Below are 21,872 nucleotides of genomic sequence, written 5' to 3'. Positions count from 1 at the left end.
ATGTATCGTTCACCTCCTCAGTCCGACGGAACGATACATTCGCTCGGTCAGCGGGCGGCATGGATGCGGACCTCGGTGGCCTTGACGACGAACCACATCGTCGCACCCGGTGCGAGCGCGAGATCGGCGGCCGCGGACGTGGTGACCTCGGCGGTGATTCCGGACTCGGCGGCCCGGACGAGGACGGTGGCACCGTGGACCTCGAGCTCGCCGACGACGACGGCGAACGAGTTGCGGGGACTGCCGTGGGGTTCCCCGGGATAGACCGCGACGGCGGCGGGGGTGAACACCGACACCGCCGAATTCCCTGGGGCACAGTCGTCGTCGAGCACACCGCGGACCCGGCCGACGGGGGTGTCGAGTCCGTCCGCGGTGACGGTGCCGGCGAGCAGGTTCAGGCCCGCGATGCGGGCCGCGAAGGCACTGCGCGGCCGGGACAGCACGTCGCGCACCGTGCCCTCCTCGACGATCCGGCCGTCGTCGAGCACCACGGCCCGGTCGGCGAGCGCCAGGGCATCGAGGGGGTCGTGGGTGACCACCAGCGCCGTGCGTCCCGGACCGCGCAGGACGGTGCGCAGCAGCGACCGCACGGCCGGGGCGGCCGTCACGTCGAGGGCGGCCATCGGTTCGTCGAGCAGCAACAAACGCGGGTCGGCCGCCAGCGCGCGGCCAATCGCGACGCGCTGGGCCTGCCCCCCGGAGAGCTGGTGCGGCCGGCGGTCGGCGAGCTCCGTCGCGTCGACGGCGGCGAGCTGCCGCAACGCCGCGGCGCGGGCGGCCGATCGGCCTCGGCCCGCGCTGTGGGGAGCGAAGGCGACGTTGTCGAGGACGCTCAGGTGTGGGAACAGCAGCGGCTGCTGCGCGAGCAGGGCCACCCCGCGACGGTGCGGCGGCACGGCCACGCCCGCCGCGGTGTCGGTGAGCACGCACCCGTCGAGTTCGATGCGACCGTCGTCGGGCTGCAGCAATCCGGCGATCACGTTCAGCAGCGTCGACTTGCCGGCGCCGTTGGGTCCCAGGACCGCGAGCACGCGGCCGGACTCCACGGCGACAGCCAGGTCGACGTCGCGGGACCCGACCCGGGCACGCAGCCGCAGGCCGGTCACAGGCCGCCCGCGATCCGCCGCCCCCGCGCGGCGACGACGATCACGAGGGCGGCCACGACGAGCAGCAGCGACAACGCCACCGCCGCGTCGGCGTCGGTCTCGCGCTGGAGATAGATCTCGAGCGGCAACGTGCGGGTGACACCCTGGAGGCTGCCGGCGAAGGTGAGGGTGGCCCCGAACTCGCCGAGGGCCCGCGCGAAGGCCAGCACGGTGCCGGACGCGAGGCCCGGCAGCACGAGCGGCAGGGTGACCCTGCGGAAGACGGTGGTGGGCGGCGCCCCGAGCGTCGCGGCGACCGCCTCGTACCGGGTGCCGGCGGTGCGCAGGGTGCCCTCGAGGCTCATCACCAGGAACGGCAGCGCGACGAACGTCTGCGCGAGGACAACTGCCGTGGTGGAGAACGCGATACGGATTCCGAGCAGCTCGAGGTGCTCGCCGATCAGTCCGCGGCGCCCGAAGGTGTACAACAGTGCGATCCCGCCGACCACGGGCGGCAGCACGAGCGGCAGCAGCACGAGCGAGCGCAGCACCGGAAGGAAACGCACCGTGCTGCGCGCGAGCACGGTCGCCATCGGCACGCCGAGCAGGACACACAGCACCGTGGCGGCCACCGCGGTGCGCAGGCTCAGCGTCAGGGCCTGCAGGGATGCCTCGGACGTCACCAGTTCCGGGAAGCGCCGCCAGTCGACGGCGAGGATCAGCGACAGCAGCGGCAGGGCGACGAACAGTCCGCCGACGATCGCGGGGACGTGGATCCACGTCGGCAGCCCGGCCGGTCGGACGCGCGTCACGGGGCCGCGAATCCCTTCTCGGCGAGGATCCGTCGTCCCTCGGGACCGGTCACGTACGCGACGAACGCCGCCGCCGTCACGGGGTTCGCGCCCTCGGCGAGGACGGCGACGGGGTAGGTGTTGACGGCCGCCGCGGACTCGGGGAACGGCACGGCGGTCACGTCGTCGCCGGCGCGCAGAGCGTCGGTGACGTAGACGAGCCCGGCGTCGGCCTGCCCGGTGGCGACCTTGCCGAGCACGTCCGTCACCGAGGATTCCTCGCTGACCGGCTCGAGGGTGACGCCGGCGACGTCCTCGACGCGGGCGGCCGCGGCGCCGCACGGTACCTGCGGCGCACACACGACGACGTCGAGTCCGGGACGGCTCAGATCCGCGAAAGTCTGCACGTCCTCGGGGTTTCCGGGTTCGGTGACGATGGTGAGGGTGTTGGCCGCGAAGTTCACGGGTTCGCCGGCCACGAGACCGGCATCGACGGCCCTGGTCATGTTCGCCGTGTCGGCGGAGGCGAAGACATCGGCGGGGGCACCCTGGGACAACCGCGCGACGAGGTCGGCCGAGCCGGCGAAGTCGAAAACAACATCCGTGCCGGGATTTTCGGCCTCGAACCGCACTTCGATCTCCCGGAACGGTACCTGCAGCGACGCGGCCGCGAACACGGTCAGCTCGCCGGTGACCGCCGTGGCGGGCGCAGGGTCGCCGTCGCCACCGGAGCCGCACGCGGCGAGCATCAGCGCCGAGAGCACGACGACGACTGCCTCCCGCCGTCTCACGACGCACCCGCCGGGGTTTCGACGATCACCGTCGTGGCCTTGACGACGGCCACCCCGAGGCTGCCCGGTTCGAGGCCGAGTTCACGGACGGCCTCGGTGCTCATCAGCGACACGACGCGGTGCGGGCCGCACTGCATCTCCACCTGCGCCATGACGGTGTCGGACACCACGCGGGTCACGATCCCGGCGAACCGGTTGCGGGCGGAGCTGCCCACGCCGAGCAGATCGGGTGCCTCGTCCGCCTGACGGCGGGCGAACTCGGCAAGGTCGGCCCCCTCGACGATCTTGCGGCCAGCCCCGTCCTTGCCGGCCGGGAGGGCGCCCTGGTCGATCCACCGCCGGACGGTGTCGTCGCTGACGCCGAGCAGCCGGGCGGCATCCTTGATGCGAATCTGCGTCACAAAGCAGACACTACTTCCGCTTCTGCGGACATATCAAGCGTACTGAAACGAATTTGCGGATCAGTACACGTCGCGCACGTAGCGCTTCTCGGCGGCGAGCTGCTTGACGTACGTTTCGGCGTCCTCCTCGTCGAGCCTGCCGTGCACCTGCACCACCTCGCGCAGCGTCTCGTCGACGTCCTTGGCCATCCGGCTCGCGTCGCCGCACACGTAGAAGTGAGCACCGTCCTGCAACCACTTCCACAGCTGCGCCCCGTGCTCGCGCATCCGGTCCTGCACGTAGACCTTCTGCCGCTGGTCGCGGGAGAAGGCCAGGTCGAGCCGGGTGAGGAAGCCGTCGGCGTGCATCGCCTCGATCTCGTCCCGGTACAGGTAGTCGGTGGAGGACCGCTGATCGCCGAAGAACAGCCAGTTCCGGCCGGTGTGGCCCATCTCGCGGCGATCGTGCAGGAAGGCGCGGAACGGCGCGATGCCGGTGCCGGGACCGACCATGATCATCGGGGTCTCCGGCGTCCGGGGCGGCCGGAAGTGGGTGCTGCGCTGGACGAAGATGGGGATGTCGACGCCGTGACTGTGGTCGGCGAGGAAGCTCGAGCACACCCCGGCCCGGCCGATGCCCTCGTAGCTGTAACGCACCACCGAGACGGTCAGCTGCACCTCGCGGGGGTTGGTCCGCGGGCTCGACGAGATCGAGTACATGCGGGGCTGCAGCCGCTTGAGCACGGGCAGCCACTCCTCGATCGGCGCCTTGAACGGATACGCCGAGATCACGTCCATCGCCTGTTTGCCCCACAACCACTGCTGCAGCTCGATCTTGTTACCCGGTCGCAGCAGCTTGGCCAGCTCCGTGCTCTGGGTCTGCTCGTGGACGAACCGCAGCAGCTCCGGGGTCACCCGAGCGATCTCGAGGTGCCGGGTGGCGGCCTCGCGCAGGGGAATGGTCGGCAGATCGGCGAATTCCACGGGTGTTTCCGGATCGAGCGCGGTGACCTGCAGCCATTCGTCGACCGTCTCGGGTCCGTTGGTGGGCATCACGCCGAGCGCGTCTCCCGCCTCGTACACGAAGTCCGGGTCGTACAGCTCGAATCCGAACTGGCGCACGTCCTTCGACGACCCCGGCCCACTGAGCGGGACGTTCCGGGTCAGCCGGGTGACGAGCGGCACCTTCCGGCTGTAGGCGGGTTCGGGCTTCGCCGGGGGTCCCGGGGTGGGCGCGGCCGGTGCGGCACCGTCGGGACGCACGAGTTGTTCGACGACGGCGAGCCATTCGCCGGCCGGTTCGTCGTAGTCGGGCTCACAGTCCACCCGTTGCGTGAGCCGGGTGGCCCCGAGTTCGGCGAGCCGCTCGTCGATGCGGCGGCCGTGACCGCAGAAGTCGTCGTAGCTCGAGTCCCCGAACGCCAGCACGGCGTAGCGGGTGTCGGGAAGGCGGGGCGTGTCGTCACTGTTGAGGGCGTTCCAGAAGGCGGTGCCGTTGTCCGGGGCGTCGCCGTCGCCGAAGGTGCTGGTGATGACGAGCAGGTCGCGCACCCCGGTCAGCGCGGACACGTCGTAGTCGTCCATCCCGACCAGGGCGGCGGGCCGGCCCGCGGCGCGGAGGCGCTCGGCGCACATCCGGGCGAACTCCTCGGCGTTGCCGGTCTGCGACGCCCACGCCACCACCACCGGCGGCGCCCCGTCGGCCTCGTCGCGGTCCGGTGCGGCGTGCGCGAAGTGCCCCGCGAGCAGCCCGTCCACCCATGCCCGGGTGGCAGCCGGAAGGGGAGCCGACGCCGGGAGCACCGGCACACCCGCCTGTCCGGACTCCCGGAGTCCCGTGAGAAATCCAGTCAGATAACGCTTTTCGAGATCATCGAGCACGGGCGGCACGACGTCCCCCAGTCCGAGCGTCGAGGCGAGCCGGTCGGCCGGTGCACCCGACGCTTCGGGCCGGGCGGGCGTTGCCACCTTGGTCAGCGACACCGCGCACACCTTGAACTCCGGCTGCAGCGACGCGGGATCGACGGCGTCGTTGGTGACCGCGTTGACCGACAGGTACTCCCCGAACATGTCGTTCCAGTGGAACGGGGCGAAGCAGCATCCCGGCCGTACCCGGTCGGTGACCACGGCCGGCAGCACCGCCCGGCCCCGGCGGGACGCGACCTCCACCTGGTCACCGTCCGCGATCGAGAGTCGTTGCGCATCGCCGGGATTGATCTCGACGAAGGGTCCGGGGTTCAGCTTGTTGAGCTTGGCGACCTTCCCCGTCTTGGTAAGAGTGTGCCACTGGTGCTGGACGCGGCCGGTGCCGAGCACGACGGGGAAGTCGTCGTCGGGCATCTCGGCCGGCAGCATGTGTGGTCGGGGGTGGAACGCGGCCCTGCCGGTGGCGGTGGCGAACCGCAGCCGGGGGGCGGTGCCGTCCTCCGACCTCAGCAGGGTCTGGCTCACCCCGTCGTTGAGATAGCGGATCGGGTTCCGGTCGGTCGCGGCGTCCGGCGGGCACGGCCATTGCACGGGGGTCTCGCGCAACCGGTCGTACGTGATTCCGCGCAGGTCGTATCCGGTCCTGGGGTTCCAGAAGCGCGTGATCTCCTCGAAGATCTCCTCGGGGCAGGAGTAGGTGAACGCCTCGGCGTAGCCCATGGCGCAGGCGACGCGCGCGATGATCTGCCAGTCCGGCAGGGCCTGGCCGACCGGATCGATCGCCTGCTGCAGCAGCGTCAGGTTGCGCTCGGAGTTGACCATCACCGCCTCCGACTCCGCCCACAGCGCTCCCGGCAGCAGGACGTCTGCATACGCGGTGGTTTCGGTCTCGAGAAAGACGTCCTGCGCGACGACGAAATCGGCCTTCTCGAGAGCTTCGACGACGGTGCGTCGATTGGCCACGGAGGCAACCGGATTGGTGCAGATGATCCAGCAGGCCCGGATGGTGCCCGCGGCCATCTGCTCGAACATGTCGACGGTGCCCTTGCCGACCGTGGTGGGGATCGCGCCGGGCGGCAGCCCCCACTGCTGTTCGACGAAGGCCCGCTCGGCGTCGACGAGGACGGAGCGCTGCCCCGGCAGGCCGGGCCCCATGTAGCCCATCTCGCGGCCGCCCATGGCGTTGGGCTGGCCGGTGAGCGAGAACGGGCCGCTGCCGGTGCGGCAGATCGCGCCGGTGGCCAGATGCAGGTTGCAGATCGCGTTGGTGTTCCAGGTGCCGTGGGTGCTCTGGTTCAGGCCCATGGTCCAGCACGACATCCAGTCACCGGCCTCGCCGATCCACCGGGCGGCCGTGCGGATGTCCTCCTCGGCCAGTCCGGTGATCTCCGCGACGCGTGCGGGGGTGTAGTCGGCGAGGAACCCGGGCATGGCGTCCCAGCCCTCGGTGAATTCCGCCACGAACGCCCGGTCGACGTGCCCGTTCTCGACGATCAGGTGCAGCAGGCCGTTCAGCAGCGCCAGGTCGGTCCCCGGCGCGATCTGCAGGAACAGGTCCGCCTTCTCGGCGGTGGCCGTGCGGCGGGGGGTCGACGACGACGAGCTTCGCACCGGCCTTGACCCGGTTCATCATCCTGAGGAAGAGGATGGGGTGGCAGTCGGCCATGTTCGCGCCGCTGACGAAGAACAGGTCCGCGTGGTCGAAGTCCTGGTAGGAGCCGGGCGGGCCGTCCGCGCCGAGCGACTGCTTGTAGCCGGTGCCGGCGCTGGCCATGCACAACCGCGAGTTGGACTCGACGTTGTTGGTGCCGACGAACCCCTTCGCGAGCTTGGTGATCAGGTACTGGGCTTCGAGGGACATCTGGCCGGAGACGTAGAAGGACAGGGCGTCGGGTCCGTGCTCGTCGAGCACCTCCCGCAACCGGCGGGCGGTCTCGGCGATCGCGGCGTCGACCTCCACGGGCACCGGCGCACCGCCGCGTTCGGCGCGACGGTACGCGCTCTCCATCCGCCCGCCGGCGGCCAGCATCTCGGCGCTGGTCGCCCCCTTCGTGCACAGGCGCCCGAGGTTGGTGGGGTGCTCCTTGTCGCCGTACGCGTCGAGCACCCGGCGGGCGCCGGTGGCGGGGTCGAGGCCGACCTCGAGCACCATGCCGCAGCCCACGCCGCAGTATGAGCAGGCGGTCTTGACCTTCGTGATCTCGCCCTGCATCGAACCGCTCCTCACCTGGGTCGGCCACGTTCCTCCGGCCAGGTCTCATGCTCCCGACACCGTGTTTCGTGGGCATTAACCGTGGTGAGTCCCCGGTGACATCTGGCTCACGATTCGCCGCGCGCGGCGGTGAGAGGGCCCGAACGGCCCGATCGGCGGCCCCCGGGCGCCGGAACGACGCACGGCACCCCGCGGGCTGTGTCAGCCGGCGGGATGCCGCACGAGGGGTGTGGATGATCGGCCCCGGGGGCCGATCATCGAGCGCTGCTCAGGCGAGGTCGAACCGGTCGAGGTTCATCACCTTGTTCCACGCAGAGACGAAGTCCTGCACGAACTTCTGCTGCGCGTCGGCGCTGCCGTAGACCTCGGCGATACCGCGCAGCTGCGAGTTCGAACCGAAGACGAGGTCGACGGCCGTGGCCGTCCACCTGACCTCGCCCGTGGCGCGATCACGACCCTCGTACACGTTCTCGGTCGACTCGGACACCTTCCACTCCGTGCGCATGTCGAGCAGGTTCACGAAGAAGTCGTTGGTCAGTGCCTCGGGCCGATCGGTGAACACGCCGTGGGCGGATTGCCCGAAGTTGGCGTTCAGGGCACGCATCCCGCCGACGAGAACCGTCATCTCCGGAGCGGTCAACGTCAACAGGTTCGCCCGGTCCAGCATCAGCCGCTCCGGCGGCAGCTTCTCGCCGGCGCGCAGGTAGTTGCGGAACCCGTCGGCCGCGGGTTCGAGCACGGCGAACGACTCCACATCGGTCTGTTCCTGCGAGGCATCGGTGCGGCCCGGCGTGAACGGGACCGTGATCTCGACGCCGGCGTTCTTCGCTGCCTGCTGGACGGCGGCGCAGCCGGCCAGGACGATCAGGTCCGCGAGCGAGACCTTCTTCGCAGACTGCGCGCCGTTGAAGTCCTGCTGGATCCGTTCGAGGGTCTGCAGCACCTCGGCCACCCGGCCCGGTTCGTTGATCTCCCAGTTCTTCTGCGGCTCGAGGCGGATGCGTGCCCCGTTGGCTCCGCCGCGCTTGTCGGTGCCGCGGAAGCTCGCCGCCGACGCCCACGCCGCGGCGACCAGCTGGGGGATGGACAGGCCCGATTCGAGGATCTTGCTCCCGAGGGCGGCGATGTCGTCCGCTCCGATCAGTTCGTGATCGACCGCGGGAACCGGGTCCTGCCACAGCTGCGGCTCGGGGACCCACGGTCCGAGGTAGCGCGCGACGGGTCCCATGTCGCGATGCAGCAGCTTGTACCAGGCCTTCGCGAATTCCTCCTCGAACTCCTTCGGGTTGTCCAGCCAGCGCCGGGTGATCGGTCCGTAGATCGGGTCGAGTCGCAAGGAGAGGTCCGTGGTCAGCATCACCGGCGAGTGCCGCTTCGACGGGTCGTGGGCGTCGGGGACGGCGTCGGCGCCGGCCCCGTCCTTCGGGATCCACTGCCACGCACCGGCGGGGCTCTTGGTCTTCTCCCACTCGTAGCCGTACAGGGTTTCCAGGAAGCTGTTGTCCCACTGCCGGGGGGTGGGCGTCCAGGCGCCCTCCAGACCGCTGGTGATCGCGTCCCCGCCCACGCCGGTGCCGAAGGAGTTCTTCCAGCCGAGACCCTGCTGCTCGATGGGAGCGGCCTCCGGCTCGGGACCGACGTGGTCGGCCGTGGCGGCGCCGTGGGTCTTGCCGATGCTGTGACCACCGGCGATGAGCGCCGCGGTCTCGACGTCGTTCATCGCCATCCGGCCGAACGTCTCCCGGATGTCCCGGGCCGCGGCGATCGGATCCGGGTTACCGTTGGGCCCTTCCGGATTCACGTAGATCAAGCCCATCTGCACGGCGCCGAACGGGCCGGACAGTTCCCTGTCGCCGGCGTAACGCTCATCCCCGAGCCACGTGTCCTCGGGTCCCCAGAACACCTCGTCGGGCTCCCAGATGTCCTCGCGTCCGAAGCCGAAACCGAACGTCTTGAACCCCATCGATTCGTAGGCGCAGTTGCCGGCGAAGATCAGCAGGTCCGCCCACGAGAGCTTCCGGCCGTACTTCTGCTTGATCGGCCAGAGCAGCCGCCGCGCCTTGTCGAGGCTCGCGTTGTCGGGCCAGCTGTTGAGGGGGGCGAAGCGCTGGGCGCCCTTGCCGCCGCCGCCCCGGCCGTCGGCGATGCGGTATGTGCCCGCGGCATGCCAGCTCATCCGGATGAAGAGCGGCCCGTAATGGCCGTAGTCGGCCGGCCACCACTCCTGCGACGTCGTCATCAACTCGAAGATGTCCTGTTTCAGGGCCTCGACGTCGAGGGTCGCGAACTCTTCGGCGTAGTTGTAGTCCGGGCCCATCGGATTGGAGAGGGGCGAGTGCTGGTGGAGAACCTGCAGGTCCAGCTGGTTCGGCCACCAGTCCCGGTTGGTCCTGGGCCGATGCGGCTTCGGCTCGGGGGACGGGATTACCGGATTTTCGCTTTCACTGTTGGACACGTCGGCCCTTCCTTCCGGGTTTCGGTGAATCGGACGGTGATCACGGATGTGATCGCGAAGCGTGTGCTGCCGAGCAGTCGGGGCACATGCCCCAGTAGATGACCTCGGCCTCGTCGACGAGGAAGCCGCTGTGGTCGGACGCGGTCAGGCAGGGCGCCTCGCCGACGGCACAGTCGACGTCGGCGATGGCCCCACAGGACCGGCAGACGAGGTGGTGGTGGTTGTCCCCGACACGCGACTCGTACCGGGCGACGGAACCGGACGGCTGGATCCGCCGCACCAGACCCGCACCGGTCAGGGCGTGCAGCACGTCGTACACGGTCTGCCGGGAAACCTCCGGCAGACCGGTGCGCACGGCTCCGAAGATCGTCTCCGTGTCGGCGTGCGGATGCTGGTGCACCGCCTCCAGCACCGCGATCCGGGGCCGGGTCACGCGCAGCTCCGCCGTACGCAACTGCTCCACGTAATCCCGCGTCGAGGGCACGTGGATACTATGACGCACTTTTCTGGAATGAGTCACGACTTTGGGTAACCGCAGCGTGATCAGAACTCGCGCGTGTGTTCGGTGGCGCGGGTGGCGGTCGCGCGGACCCTCACCCGTCCGGCTACCCGGCCGCTAGGGCTTCGGCTGCTGCGCCCACCACTTCAGCAGCTCGGCCTCGGCCTCGTCGCGGTCGAGGGGACCACGGTCGAGCCGCAGCTCCTTGAGGAACTTCCAGGCCTGCCCGACCTGCGGGCCGGGTTTCAGGCCGAGCAGCTCCATGATGGCGTTGCCGTCGAGGTCGGGCCGCACCTTCGCCAGGTCCTCCTGCTCGGCGATCCGCTCGATGCGCGTCTCGAGATCGTCGTAGGTGGCCTGCAGCGCCGCGGCCCGGCGCTTGTTGCGGGTGGTGCAGTCCGCCCGGACCAGCTTGTGCAGCCGGGGCAGCAGGTCACCGGCGTCGTGCACGTAGCGCCGGACCGCCGAGTCCGTCCACTGGCCCTTGCCGTAGCCGTGGAACCGCAGGTGCAGGAACACGAGCTGACTGACGTCGTCGACCATCTGCTTGGAGTACTTCAGGGCCCGCATCCGTTTGCGGACCAGCTTGGCCCCGACGACCTCGTGGTGGTGGAAGCTGACGCCGCCGCCCGGCTCGTTGTGCTTCGTGGCGGGCTTGCCGATGTCGTGCAACAGTGCCGCCCAGCGCAGCACGAGATCGGGATCCCCGTCCTCGAGGTCGATGGCCTGCCTGAGCACGGTCAGCGAATGCCAGTACACGTCCTTGTGCTGATGGTGCTCGTCGATCTCGAGCTTCATCGCCGGGATCTCCGGGATCACCCGCTCGGCGAGGCCGGTCTCGACCATGATGTCGATGCCCTCGATCGGGTAGGCACCGAGGATCAGCTTGTCGAGCTCGGCCTGCACCCGCTCGGCGCTGATGCGCAGGATCTCGTCGCCCATGGCCACGATCGCGTCGTGCACCCGCTCCGCCAGACCGAACCCCAGCTGGGAGACGAACCGCGCCGCGCGCAGCATCCGCAGCGGATCGTCGTGGAACGACTCGCTCGGCATCGCGGGGGTGTCGATGACCCCGGCGAGCAGGGCGTCCATCCCGCCGAGCGGGTCGACGAAGTCCTCCGCGCCGGTCGGGCCGATCCGTACCGCCATGGCATTGACGGTGAAGTCGCGGCGGATCAGGTCGTCCTCGAGGCTGGTGCCGTACTCGACGATCGGGTGGCGGGTGACACGGTCGTACGCGTCGCTGCGGAACGTGGTGATCTCGATCTGTTCCGGGCCCTTGACCGCGCTGATCGTGCCGAAGTCGATGCCGGTGTCCCACTGGTGGTCGGCCCAGCCGCGCAGCAGCGCCTGCACCTGCTCGGGCCGCGCGTCGGTGGTGAAGTCCAGGTCGGTGCCGAGGCGACCGAGCACCGCATCGCGGACGCTCCCTCCCACCAGGTACAGCTCGTGACCGGCGGCGGTGAAGCGCTCACCGAGCGGGGCCAGGATGTCCGACAGCGCACGCAGCGTCGCGTCGGCGCCGGCGAGCAGTCGGGCGCGCCGCTCGGTGTCGGTGGAGGGAGAGTTCACGTCTTCGAACCTTACCGAGGTGGCCGAACGCGCAGTCGCGCGATCCGGACGTGCCTGGTTGGACCGCCGGGCACGTCCCGCCAACTAGTATCGATGAGGTGTCGCCCGCAGAACGTGCCAACCGCAACCGCCGCACCTCGCGGCGGCGTGGCGCGGGCGCCAAGTCCGGTGGCCGGGCCACCTCCGACGCGGCGAAGCCTCACCTGCGCACGGTCCGCGAGACATCGGCCGGGGGACTGGTGGTCGACGGCCTCGGCGGGCCCCCCGACAAGTTGTGCGCGGCGTTGATCGGCCGCACGGACCGGCGCGGCCGGCTGCTGTGGTCGCTGCCGAAGGGACACATCGAGAAGGGCGAGACCGCCGAGCAGACGGCGATGCGCGAGGTCCACGAGGAGACCGGGATCCACGGCACCGTCCTCGCTACGCTCGGCAGCATCGACTACTGGTTCGTCACCGAGGGCCGGCGCGTCCACAAGACCGTGCACCACTACCTGCTGCGTTACCTCGACGGCGAGCTCTCCGACGCCGACGTCGAGGTCACCGAGGTGGCCTGGGTGCCGCTGCCGGAGCTGCGCTCGCGCCTGGCGTACGCGGACGAGCGCAGGCTCGCCGACGTCGCCGACCAGCTGATCGCCGAGATGGATCCGTCGATGCTGCTCGGACCCGGCGGACCGGAGGCCCGTCTCGGATGACCTCGGCAGCTCGCCGGGCCGCGGCGGCCGTTCTCGCCGTGCTCGCGCTCGTCCTGACGACGGCGGGTGTGGCCGTCGCCCAGCCGCGCAGCGACGCGTCCGACGCCCCGCGCTTCCTCGAGCTGCGCATCGACTCGGTGACGCCGACGACGATGTCCACCAGCAGCGAGCCGGTGGTGACCGTGACCGGCACGCTCGAGAACGTCGGCGACCGCGATGTCGAGGACATCGCCGTGCGGCTGCAGCGCGCCCCGGCGGTCGGCTCCGCCGAGGAGCTGCGCACGGCGCTGACGTGGGATCAGACCGCCTACGACCGCACCGGGCCGTTCGAATCGGTCACCGACGTCCTCGAGCGGGGTGAGGAGCGGCAGTTCCGCCTCGAGCTGGCGCTGCGCTCGGCCGACAGCCCTTCGCTGGGTATCGACACCCCCGGGGTGTATCCGCTGCTCGTCAACGTCAACGGCGCTCCCGAGTACGGCGGTCAGGCACGGCTCGACGACGCCCGGTTCCTGCTGCCCGTGCTGGGGGTGCCCGCGGGCGAGAGCAGCGAGAGCCGGCCCGTGCCCCCGGACACGTCCGCACCCGTGGGGGTCACCATGCTGTGGCCGCTCGCGGACCGGCCGCGCCTCGCGGCGGGGGTGCCCGGATCGGCGACGGACCCGGTCCGTCTCGTCGACGACGACCTCGCGACGTCGCTCGCCGACGGCGGCCGGCTCGACGGACTGCTCGACGCCGCCGAGCGCGCGGCCACCGCCGAGGACCGCCGCGTCGCCGACGCGATGTGCCTGGCCGTCGACCCCGATCTGCTCGTCACCGTCGCCAACATGACCCGCGGCTACCTGGTGGTCGAGGACACGGCCGAACCGAGGGGCGACGCCCACGACGGGGAGGGGACGGCCGCGGCCGTCGCGTGGCTGGAACGGCTGCGCACCCTGGCCGCGTCGATGTGCACGGTCGCGGTGCCCTTCGCCCAGGTCGACGTGGCCGCCCTCGCCGAACTCGACGACGCCTCTCTCGCCGGGCCCGCGCTCGCCGCACCGACCGAGATCGTGAACACGATCCTCGGGATCACCACGACCCGGGAGGACGTGGTCTGGCCCGACGCCGGGGTGCTCACCGAGCAGGCGGGGGCGCTGCTCGCCGCCGACGGCCCGGTGAAGACCCTGCTCGCCGACACGGCGGTCGACGCCGCGGACTCGGACGCGGGCACGGGTCCGATGCCCGTGCGGGGGGTGGACGGCCTGTCCACGGTCCTGTTCGACAGCGCCGCCGCCACCGCGCTCGCCGCGCTGGGCGACGCTCCCCAGACGCCGTCGTTCACCGCCGAGGACGCCCGCTACGACCTCACCGAGGATTCCCCGGGCGCCCGGCTGCAGGACGCGCTGGGCGCCCTGAGCTGGTCCGCGCTGCGCACGTCGGAGAGCGCCACCCGGACCGTGTCCACCGGCGACGGCGCGTCCGCGGCCCCGGGCTCCGCGCTGTTCGTGCCGCCGCAGTCGTGGAGTGCGTCCGGCGACGACGCCGCCGCGGTCCTGTCGATGGTCGGCACCCTGATCCGCTCCGGCCTGGCCACCCCGCGTCCGTTCGACACCCTGTTCGCACCCGCCGCCGGGGACGCCCCCACCGTCGCGCTGTCCTACCCGGAGCAGGCCATCGTCGACGGTGCGTCGGCGGAGGTGATCGACGCGGCCCGCGAGCAGGCACCCCGGCTCGACTCGTTCCAGGAGGCGCTCGTCGAGGATCCGCAGGCGCAGCTGACACCGCAGCAGTTCACCGCACCGCTGCGCGAGGACCTGCTGCGCGCGATGAGCCTGGCGGGCCGGCGCGGGCCCGACCCCGGCGCCGCCGCGCGCGACGCGGGGCAGCGCGGCGAGGAGGTACGCGACGCCGTCGACGGGATGTTCGCGGGAGTGACCGTGCTCTCACCGGGCGGTGTCTACACGCTGACCTCGGAACAGAGTCCCCTACTGTTGGTCGCGCGCAACGATCTGCCCGTGGGCATCACCGTGCGGCTGCACGTGGACGCGCCGTCGGCGATGAAGATCACCGACATCGGGCCCACCCAGCTGCCCCCGCGCGGCAGCCGCACCCTCACGGTGCCGGCGCAGATCAGCGACTCGCGGAAGATCGGTGTCGAGTTCGCCCTGACCACGGAGTCCGGGCTGCCGCTCGGCACCCCGACGAACGTGACGGTACGGTCCAACGCGTACGGCCAGGTTCTCGCGATCGTCACCGGCTGTGCGGGGGCGCTGCTGCTGTTCCTGGCGGGCCGTCGTCTCCTGCACCGCTTCCGCGGCGAGCCCGATCCAGCCGACGAAGGGTACGAGAAACGATGACCGGGAACCCCACCCGTGAGGACGTCGCCCCGCCCGCCCCCGCGGCGGCGGAGCCGGTCCCGCGCAAGAACCCCGGCCTGCTCGCCGCGACCGGCTCGATCGCCTTCGCGACCCTGATCAGCCGCATCACCGGCTTCGTCAAGCAGGTGCTGTTGCTGACCCTGCTCGGCGCCGCCGTCGCGAGCTCGTACACGGTGGCCGCCCAGATCCCGAACATGATCTCCGAGCTGGTGCTCGGCGCCGTCCTCACCTCGATCGTCGTGCCGGTGCTGGTCCGCGCGGAACGCGAGGACCCGGACGGCGGTACGGCGTTCGTCCGGCGCCTGTTCACCGTCTCCGTCACCGTGCTCGGCCTCGCCGCCCTGCTGGCCACCGCCGCGGCGCCGGTCCTCGTCACCCGGTTCTTCCTCGACGACACGGGCAAGGTGTCGACGACGCTGACCACGGCGCTGACGTATCTGTTGCTGCCGGCGATCCTGTTCTACGGCCTGTCGGCGCTGCTGACCGCCATCCTGAACACGCGGCAGGTGTTCAAACCGGGCGCGTGGGCGCCGGTGCTGAACAACATCGTCGTCATCACGGTCCTGGTCCTGTACTTCCTGCTGCCCGGGGAGATCACCCTCGACCCGGTGCGCATGAGCGACCCGCACCTGCTGCTGCTCGGCTGCGGCGTCACCCTCGGTGTGGTGACCCAGGCGATGTCCCTGGTGCCGGCGCTGCGCCGCGAGGGGATCAGCCTCAAGCCGCTGTGGGGGCTCGACGACCGGCTGCGCCAGTTCGGCGGCATGGCCGCGGCCATCGTGCTGTACGTGCTCATCAGCCAGGCCGGCATGGTGTTCGCGACACACGTCTCGTCGAGCGCCGACGCGGCCGGCCCGGCGATCTACAACAACGCGTGGCTGCTGCTGCAGCTGCCGTACGGCGTCCTCGGCGTCACGGTGCTCACCGCGATCATGCCGCGGCTGAGCCGCAACGCCGCCGAGGAGGACACCCCCGCGGTGGTGGACGACCTGTCGGTCGCGACCCGGCTGACGATGATCGCGCTGATCCCGATCGTCGTGTTCTTCACCGTCGCCGGCCCGCAGATCGGCACGGCCCTGTACGGCTACGGCAGCTTCGGCGAGGGCAACGCCGAACGGCTGGGCCAGGCGGTCAGCTGGTCGGCGTTCACCCTGATCCCGTACGCCCTCGTCCTCATCCATCTGCGCGTGTTCTACGCACGCGAGCAGGCGTGGACCCCCACGTGGATCATCCTCGGCATCACCGCCGTGAAGATCGGCCTGTCCGCGATCGCGCCCGTCGTCGCCCGCAACGACGACCAGGTGGTGCTGCTGCTGGGCGTGGCGACCGGCCTGGCCTTCACCGTCGGGGCGTGCATCGGCGGCTTCCTGCTGCACCGCGCCCTCGGCGACCTGCGGATGGCGAACGTGGGCCGGACCGTGTGGCACGTGGTGATCGCCTCGGCCGCAGGTTCGGGGGCGATGCTGCTCACCGATCGGCTGCTGCGGCTCGGTGCGCTGAGCGACCGGTTCGGCGGCATCGGCTCGATGGTGCGGGTCGCGATCACCGGCGCGCTGATGCTGCTGGTGACCCTCACGGTGATGTGGTTGCTGAAGGTGCCCGAGATCCTGGCGATCACCGCGGCGGTCCGGCGCAAGGTCGACGCGCTGCGCGGACGCACGCCCGTCGAGCCGGCCGTCGCCGAGGCGGATGCCGACGAGATCGCCGAACTCGAGGCGGCCCGCTTCGAGGAATCGGAGGCCGAGAAGACCATCGTGTTGCCGCGCCTGGACTACGGCGACTACGGGGTGGCCCCGTACGACGCGGTCACCGAGGTGATTCCCGCGATCAGGGACGTGCCGAGCCACATCGATGCACACCGGCAACTCCCGTACCCTGGTCGACGGCAGGTTCGTACCACCCGGGACGGATCGCGCCGGTTCGCGGATGCCGGACGGCCTCCCGGTTACCTCCGGGGCGGGCGAGTCGAACAAGAAGGAGTGAGGGTGAGCGACGACCACGCTACCGGTAAGTCCACGGTCGATGAGTCCGCATCGACGGACCCGGGTTCGGTGTCCACGGACGCCGACGGCACGTCGACGCAGTCCCCGCAGGCCGGCATCCCCGACCGTTCCGCCTCGCCGCAGAAGTCCGCCGGCAGCCCCGCCGAGAACCGCTCCGGTGCCGGCCGGCCCCGCCGCGATCCCCACGTCGACACCGGCGTCATCCCGATCGGCTCACCCCAGCTGCCTCCGCTGCGTGTGCCGGGGTCCGCGCCGCGCACCCCGATGCGCGGGCCGAAGCTGATCCCCGGCGCGTCGGTCGCCGGTGGCCGCTACCGTCTGCTCGCCCCGCACGGCGGCGCGCGCGGTCTGCGTTTCTGGCAGGCGCAGGACGTCAAGCTCGACCGCGAGGTGGCGCTGACGTTCGTCGACGCCGAGCAGCGCGCCGGGGACGTGACCGGTCCCGACGGTCCGCAGGCCATCCTGTCGCGCACCCTGCGGCTGGGCCGGATCAACTCACCGGGGCTCGCACGGGTGCTCGACGTGGTCCGCGGCAGCTCGGGCGGCATCGTCGTCGCCGAGTGGACGCCCGGTCGTTCGCTGCGCGAGATGTCCGGCACCGAGCCGTCCCCGCTCGGCGCGGCCCGCGCTGTGCAGGCCCTCGCGGCCGCGGCGGAGGCCGCGCACCGCAGCGGCGGCGCCCTCTCGATCGATCACCCCGACCGGATCCGCATCAGTGTCGCCGGCGACGCGGTGCTGGCCTTCCCCGCCACCTTCGCCGACGCGGACGTGACCTCCGACGTCCGGGGCCTCGGCGCGAGCCTCTACGGCCTGATCACCGCCCGCTGGCCGCTGCCCGAACAGGCCGCGCCCGGGGAGCAGCCCCCGGCGCACACCGGCGGCACGATCGGCGGGATGCGTCCGGCGGACCTGACCGCCGAGGGCATCGCGGTCGAGCCCCACACGCTGCGGCCGGAGGTGCCGTTCGAGATCTCCGCGGTGGCGGTGCGTGCGCTCGCCGCCGACGGCGGAATCCGGACCGCGGCCACCGTGCAGCACATCCTCGGCCAGGCCTCGGTCGTGGACCAGAAGACCGACATGATCCCGGCGCTGCGGCTCGGCCAGCGCAGTGCCGGCGCCACCGACCACGCCCTCGCGGACCCGGAGGCTCTCGCCGAGGAGAAGAAGCGATCCGAGCGGATGCTGTTCGCGCTCGTCGGCCTCGGCATCACCACGGTGGTGCTCCTCGCCCTGATCGGCTGGTGGATCGCGAACCTGCTCGCCGGAGGCAACTCCGACGAGCCGCTCACGAGCCAGGACTTCGGCCTCACCCCGACCTCCGAGGCGCCGTCGGAGCCGGTCGCCCAGGCGCCGGCCCCGGCCGCAGCGGCCGGACCGGTGGCGGCATCGGCGGTGTCGGTGTTCTCCCCGCAGGGCACCCCGGATTCGCCGGCGACGGCGCGGTTGGCCATCGACGGTGATCCGTCGACGGAGTGGAGCACCGACGCCTACTTCCAGCCGTTTCCCGCCCTGAAGAACGGTGTGGGACTGATGGTGGCGCTCGCCGAGCCGGCCGCGCTCTCGTCGGTGTCGGTGACGTCGGACAGCCCGGGCACGAAGGTCGAGATCCGCAGCGCACCGTCGGACCAGGCCTCCCTGGACCAGACCCAGGTGATCGGCTCGGCGACGCTGCGGTCCGGCGTCACGGAGATCCCCGTCGAGGCCGAGGGCCGCACCTCCGATGTGCTGGTGTGGATCACGGGGCTGAGCACGTCCGGCGGCGGCAACAAGAGCTCGATCGCCGAGGTGACGTTCACCGCCGCCGAATAGCCCGGCGCACGCGCCTCCGGTCGCCCACCTCGATCGGCTACCATCCGCGCGTGCGAATTTTGGGGGGGGATCGCAGGAATTGCCGTGTCCGACGCCGAGTTACTCGCGGCGCACGCGGCGGGGGACCGACGCGCGTTCGCGCAACTGCTCGAACGGCACTACGACCATCTGTGGCAGGTGGCGCGCCGCACCAGCTATTCGCCCGAGGATGCCGCGGACGCCCTGCAGGAGGCGTTACTGTCGGCGCATCGTACGGCGGGGAAATTCCGGAACACCGCGGCGGTCCGCAGCTGGCTGCACACCATCGTGGTGAACGCGTGCCTGGACCGCATCCGGCGCAACAAGGCGCGACCGACCGTCCCGCTGTACGACGACGGCACCGATGCCCGCGACGAACGGGATCGCATCGCGGAGCGGGAGATCGCGCTCGATATCGAGGCGGCGTTGTTCACCCTGCCACCGGAGCAACGCGCCGCGGTCGTCGCGGTCGACGTGGAGGGCTGGCCGGTGAGCGAGGCGGCCCGGCGGCTCGGCGTTCCCGAGGGCACGGTCAAGAGCCGCTGCGCGCGCGGGCGCCGTCGGCTCGCGGTGCTTCTCGGTGACCTGCGGGATACGGGGAACCGATCGTGATCGGCGGCCGTCTTATCCTGGTGAGGGCACCGGAAGGCGGGGAGGACGGCGGATGACCGAGGACGAGCTGCCGCGGCCGCCGTATTCTGCCGACCTGCTCGCCGACCTGCACGCCGGGGTCCTGGACGACGACGTCACCGCCGGATTGTGGCCGGCGGTGCGGCGGGATCCGGACGCCATGGCGGTGATCGCCGCGCTCGACTCCGTCAGCCGCCGGCTCCGGGCCCTCGGTGCGGCCGAAGGTGTTGAGAGCCCGCCGATCCCGCCGGAAGTGGCGGCCCGGATCGATGCGGCCCTGACCGCCGACGCCGCCGCGCGTCGACGGCGACGGTGGCTGCTCGCCGCGGCCGGGACGGGGGCTGCGGCCGCGGTGGCGATCGGATTCGCCGTTACCGCCCACGGCGCCGGACGCCCCGATGCCGCGGCGCCGATGGCCGCGCCCGCCGCTGCCGCGCCGGCTTCTGCTGCACCGGCTTCTGCTGCACCCGGTGCCGACGTGCTCGACCCGGCGACCTGGCGCGCGATGATCGGCGCGTCCGACCCCGGCCCGCTGTCGGATCACGCAGTACTTCGAGAATGCCTCGAGGCCAACGGCATCGACGAATCCCGGCCACTGCTGGGGTCACGCACGATCCGGTTCGACGGCCGGGAGGCGGTCGCGCTGGTCCTGGGTGATGCCGCGTCGCCGCGGTTGACGGCACTGGTGGTGGGCACGGGATGCGGCGCTTCCGATCCGGCGACTCTGGTGATCCGTCAGATCGGCTGAGTCGCAAGGAGTTCAACCGTCCGCGGCGGGCAGCAACAGATCGAGGATCCGCTCCCGCAGGGCGGACGTGTCGTCCTCGGCCGCAACGATGCTCGCGAACAGCGCCGCACCCGCGGCGAGGACGAGCACGGCACGTGCGTCGAGGTCGGCGGGAGAGGAGCCGTCGCCGTGGGAGAACAGTGCCGTGCTGGGGCCGCTGAAGGTGCGCCACAGGGTGTTCCGCAGATCGTCGTGATCGCGGAGTGCGGCGATGAGCCCGGGCAGGGCGGCGCGGACGTCGGGGCGGGCGAACAGGTCCGCGCTGCCCCTGACGACCCATTCGATCCAGCCGCGGCGGTCCGTCCCGTGCATCGGGGTCAGGTCCGGCGCGGAACCGAGAAGCGAGTCGAGCACGAGGTGCACCTTCGACGGCCACCGCCGGGTGAGGGCCGCCCGGCTCACCCCGGCCCGGGCCGCGATGCCGCGCAGGCTCAGGTGTTCCCAGCCGACCTCGAGTAGCATCGCGCGGGTCACGGCGAGGACCTCGGCGTCGATGCGCGGATCGCGGGGGCGGCCGGCGGGCGTGGGGGAGCGGTGGGATGCGGTCATCACCGGTAATTGTGGTGCACGGCACGGCGCGGCACTATAGTTGCAACACGTTACAGAACCACTGGCATCGAAAGTAGGGGCATGACCTCGTCGCGACCCGCCGTGTTCGAACCCGTTCGGCTCGGACCGCTCACCCTGCGCAACCGCATCCTCAAGGCCGCGACGTTCGAGGGCGTCATGCCCGGCGGTCGCGTCACCGACGAACTCGTCGAGTTCCACGCCGAGGTCGCCCGCGGCGGCACCGCACTGACCACCGTCGCGTACTGCGCCGTCGCACCCGGCGGGCGCGTACACCGCAACACCGTCGTCCTCGACCGCGACACCGTGCCGGGTCTGCGCCGCCTCACCGACGCCGTGCACGCGGAGGGCGCGCTCGCCTCGGCGCAGATCGGGCACGCCGGACTCGTCGCCAATCAGATCTCCAACGGGACGAAGACCCTCGCCCCGTCCACCCGCATCAGCGCCCCCGCCATGGGCCTGGTGCGGGGCGCGAGTCTCGCGCAGCTCGATCAGGTCGTCACCGATTACGAGAACGCGACCCGCTGCGCCGTCGAGGCCGGATTCGACGCGCTCGAGGTGCACCTGGGACACAACTATCTGCTCAGCTCGTTCCTCAGCCCGAATCTCAACAAGCGCAGCGACCGCTACGGCGGCAGTCTCGAGAACCGAACCGCGTTTCCCCGGCGCGTTCTCGAGGCGGTCCGCAAGGCGGCCGGCGACTCGGTCGCCGTCATCGTCAAGTTCAACATGACGGACGGCGTCCCCAAGGGACTGTGGCTCCACGAGAGCCTGCCCATGGCGCGGCTGATCGAATCCGACGGCCACATCGACGCGATGGAACTCACCGGCGGCAGCTCCCTGCTCAACGGCATGTACTTCTTCCGCGGCGACGTCCCGCTGGCCGAGTTCGTCGCGTCCCAGCCCAGGCTCGTCGGGCTGGGACTGCGGTTCTACGGGCCGCGGCTCTTCCCGACCTACCCCTTCGAGGAGGCGTTCTTCCGCCCGATGGCTCGGCAGTTCCGTTCCGAGCTGCGCACCCCGCTCATCCTCCTCGGCGGCATCAACCGGATCGACACCATCGAGAACGCGCTCGACGAGGGATTCGAGTTCGTCGCGATGGGCCGGGCGCTGCTGCGAGACCCGTACCTCGTCAACAAGTTCCGGGACGAGCACGTGCGCGAAGGGCTGTGCATCCACTGCAACAAGTGCATGCCCACCATCTACACCGGAACCCGGTGCGTCGTGCGCGAATCCCTGCGCGACGTGGAGCACAGCACCTGACGGGGCGCCGGCCCGCAGCTATCCTGCAACACCAT

14 protein-coding genes and 1 pseudogene are annotated in these 21,872 nt (G+C 71.1%); 6 read left to right on the top strand and 9 right to left on the bottom strand.

Annotated elements, in window-relative coordinates; genetic code table 11:
* Window positions 1-47: 47 nt before the first annotated feature.
* From JYA75_RS04495 to JYA75_RS04460, 8 genes and pseudogenes are all read right to left on the bottom strand, one after another.
* Complete coding sequence (locus JYA75_RS04495; protein WP_185713356.1) at window positions 48-1,106, bottom strand: ABC transporter ATP-binding protein; 1,059 nt, start codon at window positions 1,104-1,106, stop codon at window positions 48-50.
* Entirely contained in the window at window positions 1,103-1,897 is a 795-nt protein-coding gene (locus JYA75_RS04490) for an ABC transporter permease (RefSeq protein WP_006934410.1), read from the bottom strand. The genes JYA75_RS04495 and JYA75_RS04490 overlap by 4 nt, the downstream gene beginning before the upstream one ends.
* Window positions 1,894-2,625, bottom strand: a complete 732-nt coding sequence (modA, locus tag JYA75_RS04485; protein WP_051359276.1) for a molybdate ABC transporter substrate-binding protein — start codon at window positions 2,623-2,625, stop codon at window positions 1,894-1,896. The genes JYA75_RS04490 and modA overlap by 4 nt, the downstream gene beginning before the upstream one ends.
* 38 nt (window positions 2,626-2,663) lie before the next feature.
* Window positions 2,664-3,068, bottom strand: coding sequence for a TOBE domain-containing protein (locus tag JYA75_RS04480; RefSeq protein ID WP_006934412.1), 405 nt, complete (start codon window positions 3,066-3,068; stop codon window positions 2,664-2,666).
* Between the two features lie 60 nt (window positions 3,069-3,128).
* Window positions 3,129-7,185, bottom strand: a pseudogene (locus JYA75_RS04475) (bifunctional nitrate reductase/sulfite reductase flavoprotein subunit alpha).
* A gap of 268 nt (window positions 7,186-7,453) precedes the next feature.
* Window positions 7,454-9,640 carry a catalase/peroxidase HPI gene (gene katG, locus JYA75_RS04470; protein ID WP_168580475.1) on the bottom strand — a complete coding sequence of 729 codons (2,187 nt, stop codon included), beginning with the start codon at window positions 9,638-9,640 and terminating at the stop codon, window positions 7,454-7,456.
* A 40-nt stretch (window positions 9,641-9,680) separates the two neighbouring features.
* The gene (locus JYA75_RS04465) at window positions 9,681-10,124 is read right to left on the bottom strand and encodes a Fur family transcriptional regulator (RefSeq protein WP_072633798.1); all 444 of its coding nucleotides are present in this window, start codon (window positions 10,122-10,124) and stop codon (window positions 9,681-9,683) included.
* A gap of 132 nt (window positions 10,125-10,256) precedes the next feature.
* The gene (locus JYA75_RS04460) at window positions 10,257-11,711 is read right to left on the bottom strand and encodes a CCA tRNA nucleotidyltransferase (protein WP_029546788.1); all 1,455 of its coding nucleotides are present in this window, start codon (window positions 11,709-11,711) and stop codon (window positions 10,257-10,259) included.
* Between the two features lie 98 nt (window positions 11,712-11,809).
* Between JYA75_RS04460 and JYA75_RS04455 the strand changes: the two genes are divergently transcribed.
* The 5 genes from JYA75_RS04455 to JYA75_RS04435 all read left to right on the top strand — a co-directional run bounded on the left by JYA75_RS04455 (window position 11,810) and on the right by JYA75_RS04435 (window position 19,968).
* A complete protein-coding gene (locus JYA75_RS04455) occupies window positions 11,810-12,403 on the top strand; it encodes an NUDIX hydrolase (RefSeq protein ID WP_006934418.1) in 594 nt (197 codons plus the stop codon).
* The gene (locus tag JYA75_RS04450) at window positions 12,400-14,739 is read left to right on the top strand and encodes a DUF6049 family protein (RefSeq protein ID WP_185713358.1); all 2,340 of its coding nucleotides are present in this window, start codon (window positions 12,400-12,402) and stop codon (window positions 14,737-14,739) included. Before JYA75_RS04455 ends, JYA75_RS04450 begins: the two co-directional genes overlap by 4 nt.
* Entirely contained in the window at window positions 14,736-18,572 is a 3,837-nt protein-coding gene (murJ, locus tag JYA75_RS04445; RefSeq protein ID WP_185713359.1) for a murein biosynthesis integral membrane protein MurJ, read from the top strand. The genes JYA75_RS04450 and murJ overlap by 4 nt, the downstream gene beginning before the upstream one ends.
* 84 nt (window positions 18,573-18,656) lie before the next feature.
* On the top strand, window positions 18,657-19,202 hold the full coding sequence (gene sigM / locus JYA75_RS04440) for an RNA polymerase sigma factor SigM (RefSeq protein WP_006934425.1): 546 nt from the start codon (window positions 18,657-18,659) through the stop codon (window positions 19,200-19,202).
* A 52-nt stretch (window positions 19,203-19,254) separates the two neighbouring features.
* The gene (locus tag JYA75_RS04435; RefSeq protein WP_029546792.1) at window positions 19,255-19,968 is read left to right on the top strand and encodes a hypothetical protein; all 714 of its coding nucleotides are present in this window, start codon (window positions 19,255-19,257) and stop codon (window positions 19,966-19,968) included.
* Window positions 19,969-19,980: 12 nt separating this feature from the next.
* Here JYA75_RS04435 and JYA75_RS04430 read toward each other — a convergent pair whose 3' ends face one another.
* Window positions 19,981-20,556, bottom strand: coding sequence for a helix-turn-helix domain-containing protein (locus JYA75_RS04430; RefSeq protein WP_203329727.1), 576 nt, complete (start codon window positions 20,554-20,556; stop codon window positions 19,981-19,983).
* 81 nt (window positions 20,557-20,637) lie between these two features.
* On the opposite strand from JYA75_RS04430, the gene JYA75_RS04425 reads away from it, so the two are divergent.
* Window positions 20,638-21,837: an NADH:flavin oxidoreductase gene (locus tag JYA75_RS04425; RefSeq protein ID WP_006934434.1), complete on the top strand. Its 1,200-nt coding sequence runs from the start codon at window positions 20,638-20,640 to the stop codon at window positions 21,835-21,837.
* The last annotated feature ends 35 nt before the right edge of the window (window positions 21,838-21,872 follow it).

Source organism: Rhodococcus sp. PSBB066, from assembly GCF_017068255.1.
Taxonomy (GTDB): Bacteria; Actinomycetota; Actinomycetes; order Mycobacteriales; family Mycobacteriaceae; genus Rhodococcus; species Rhodococcus aetherivorans.
Note: the sequence above shows the minus strand (reverse complement) of the source record. Positions and strands in the feature narration are given on the sequence as shown.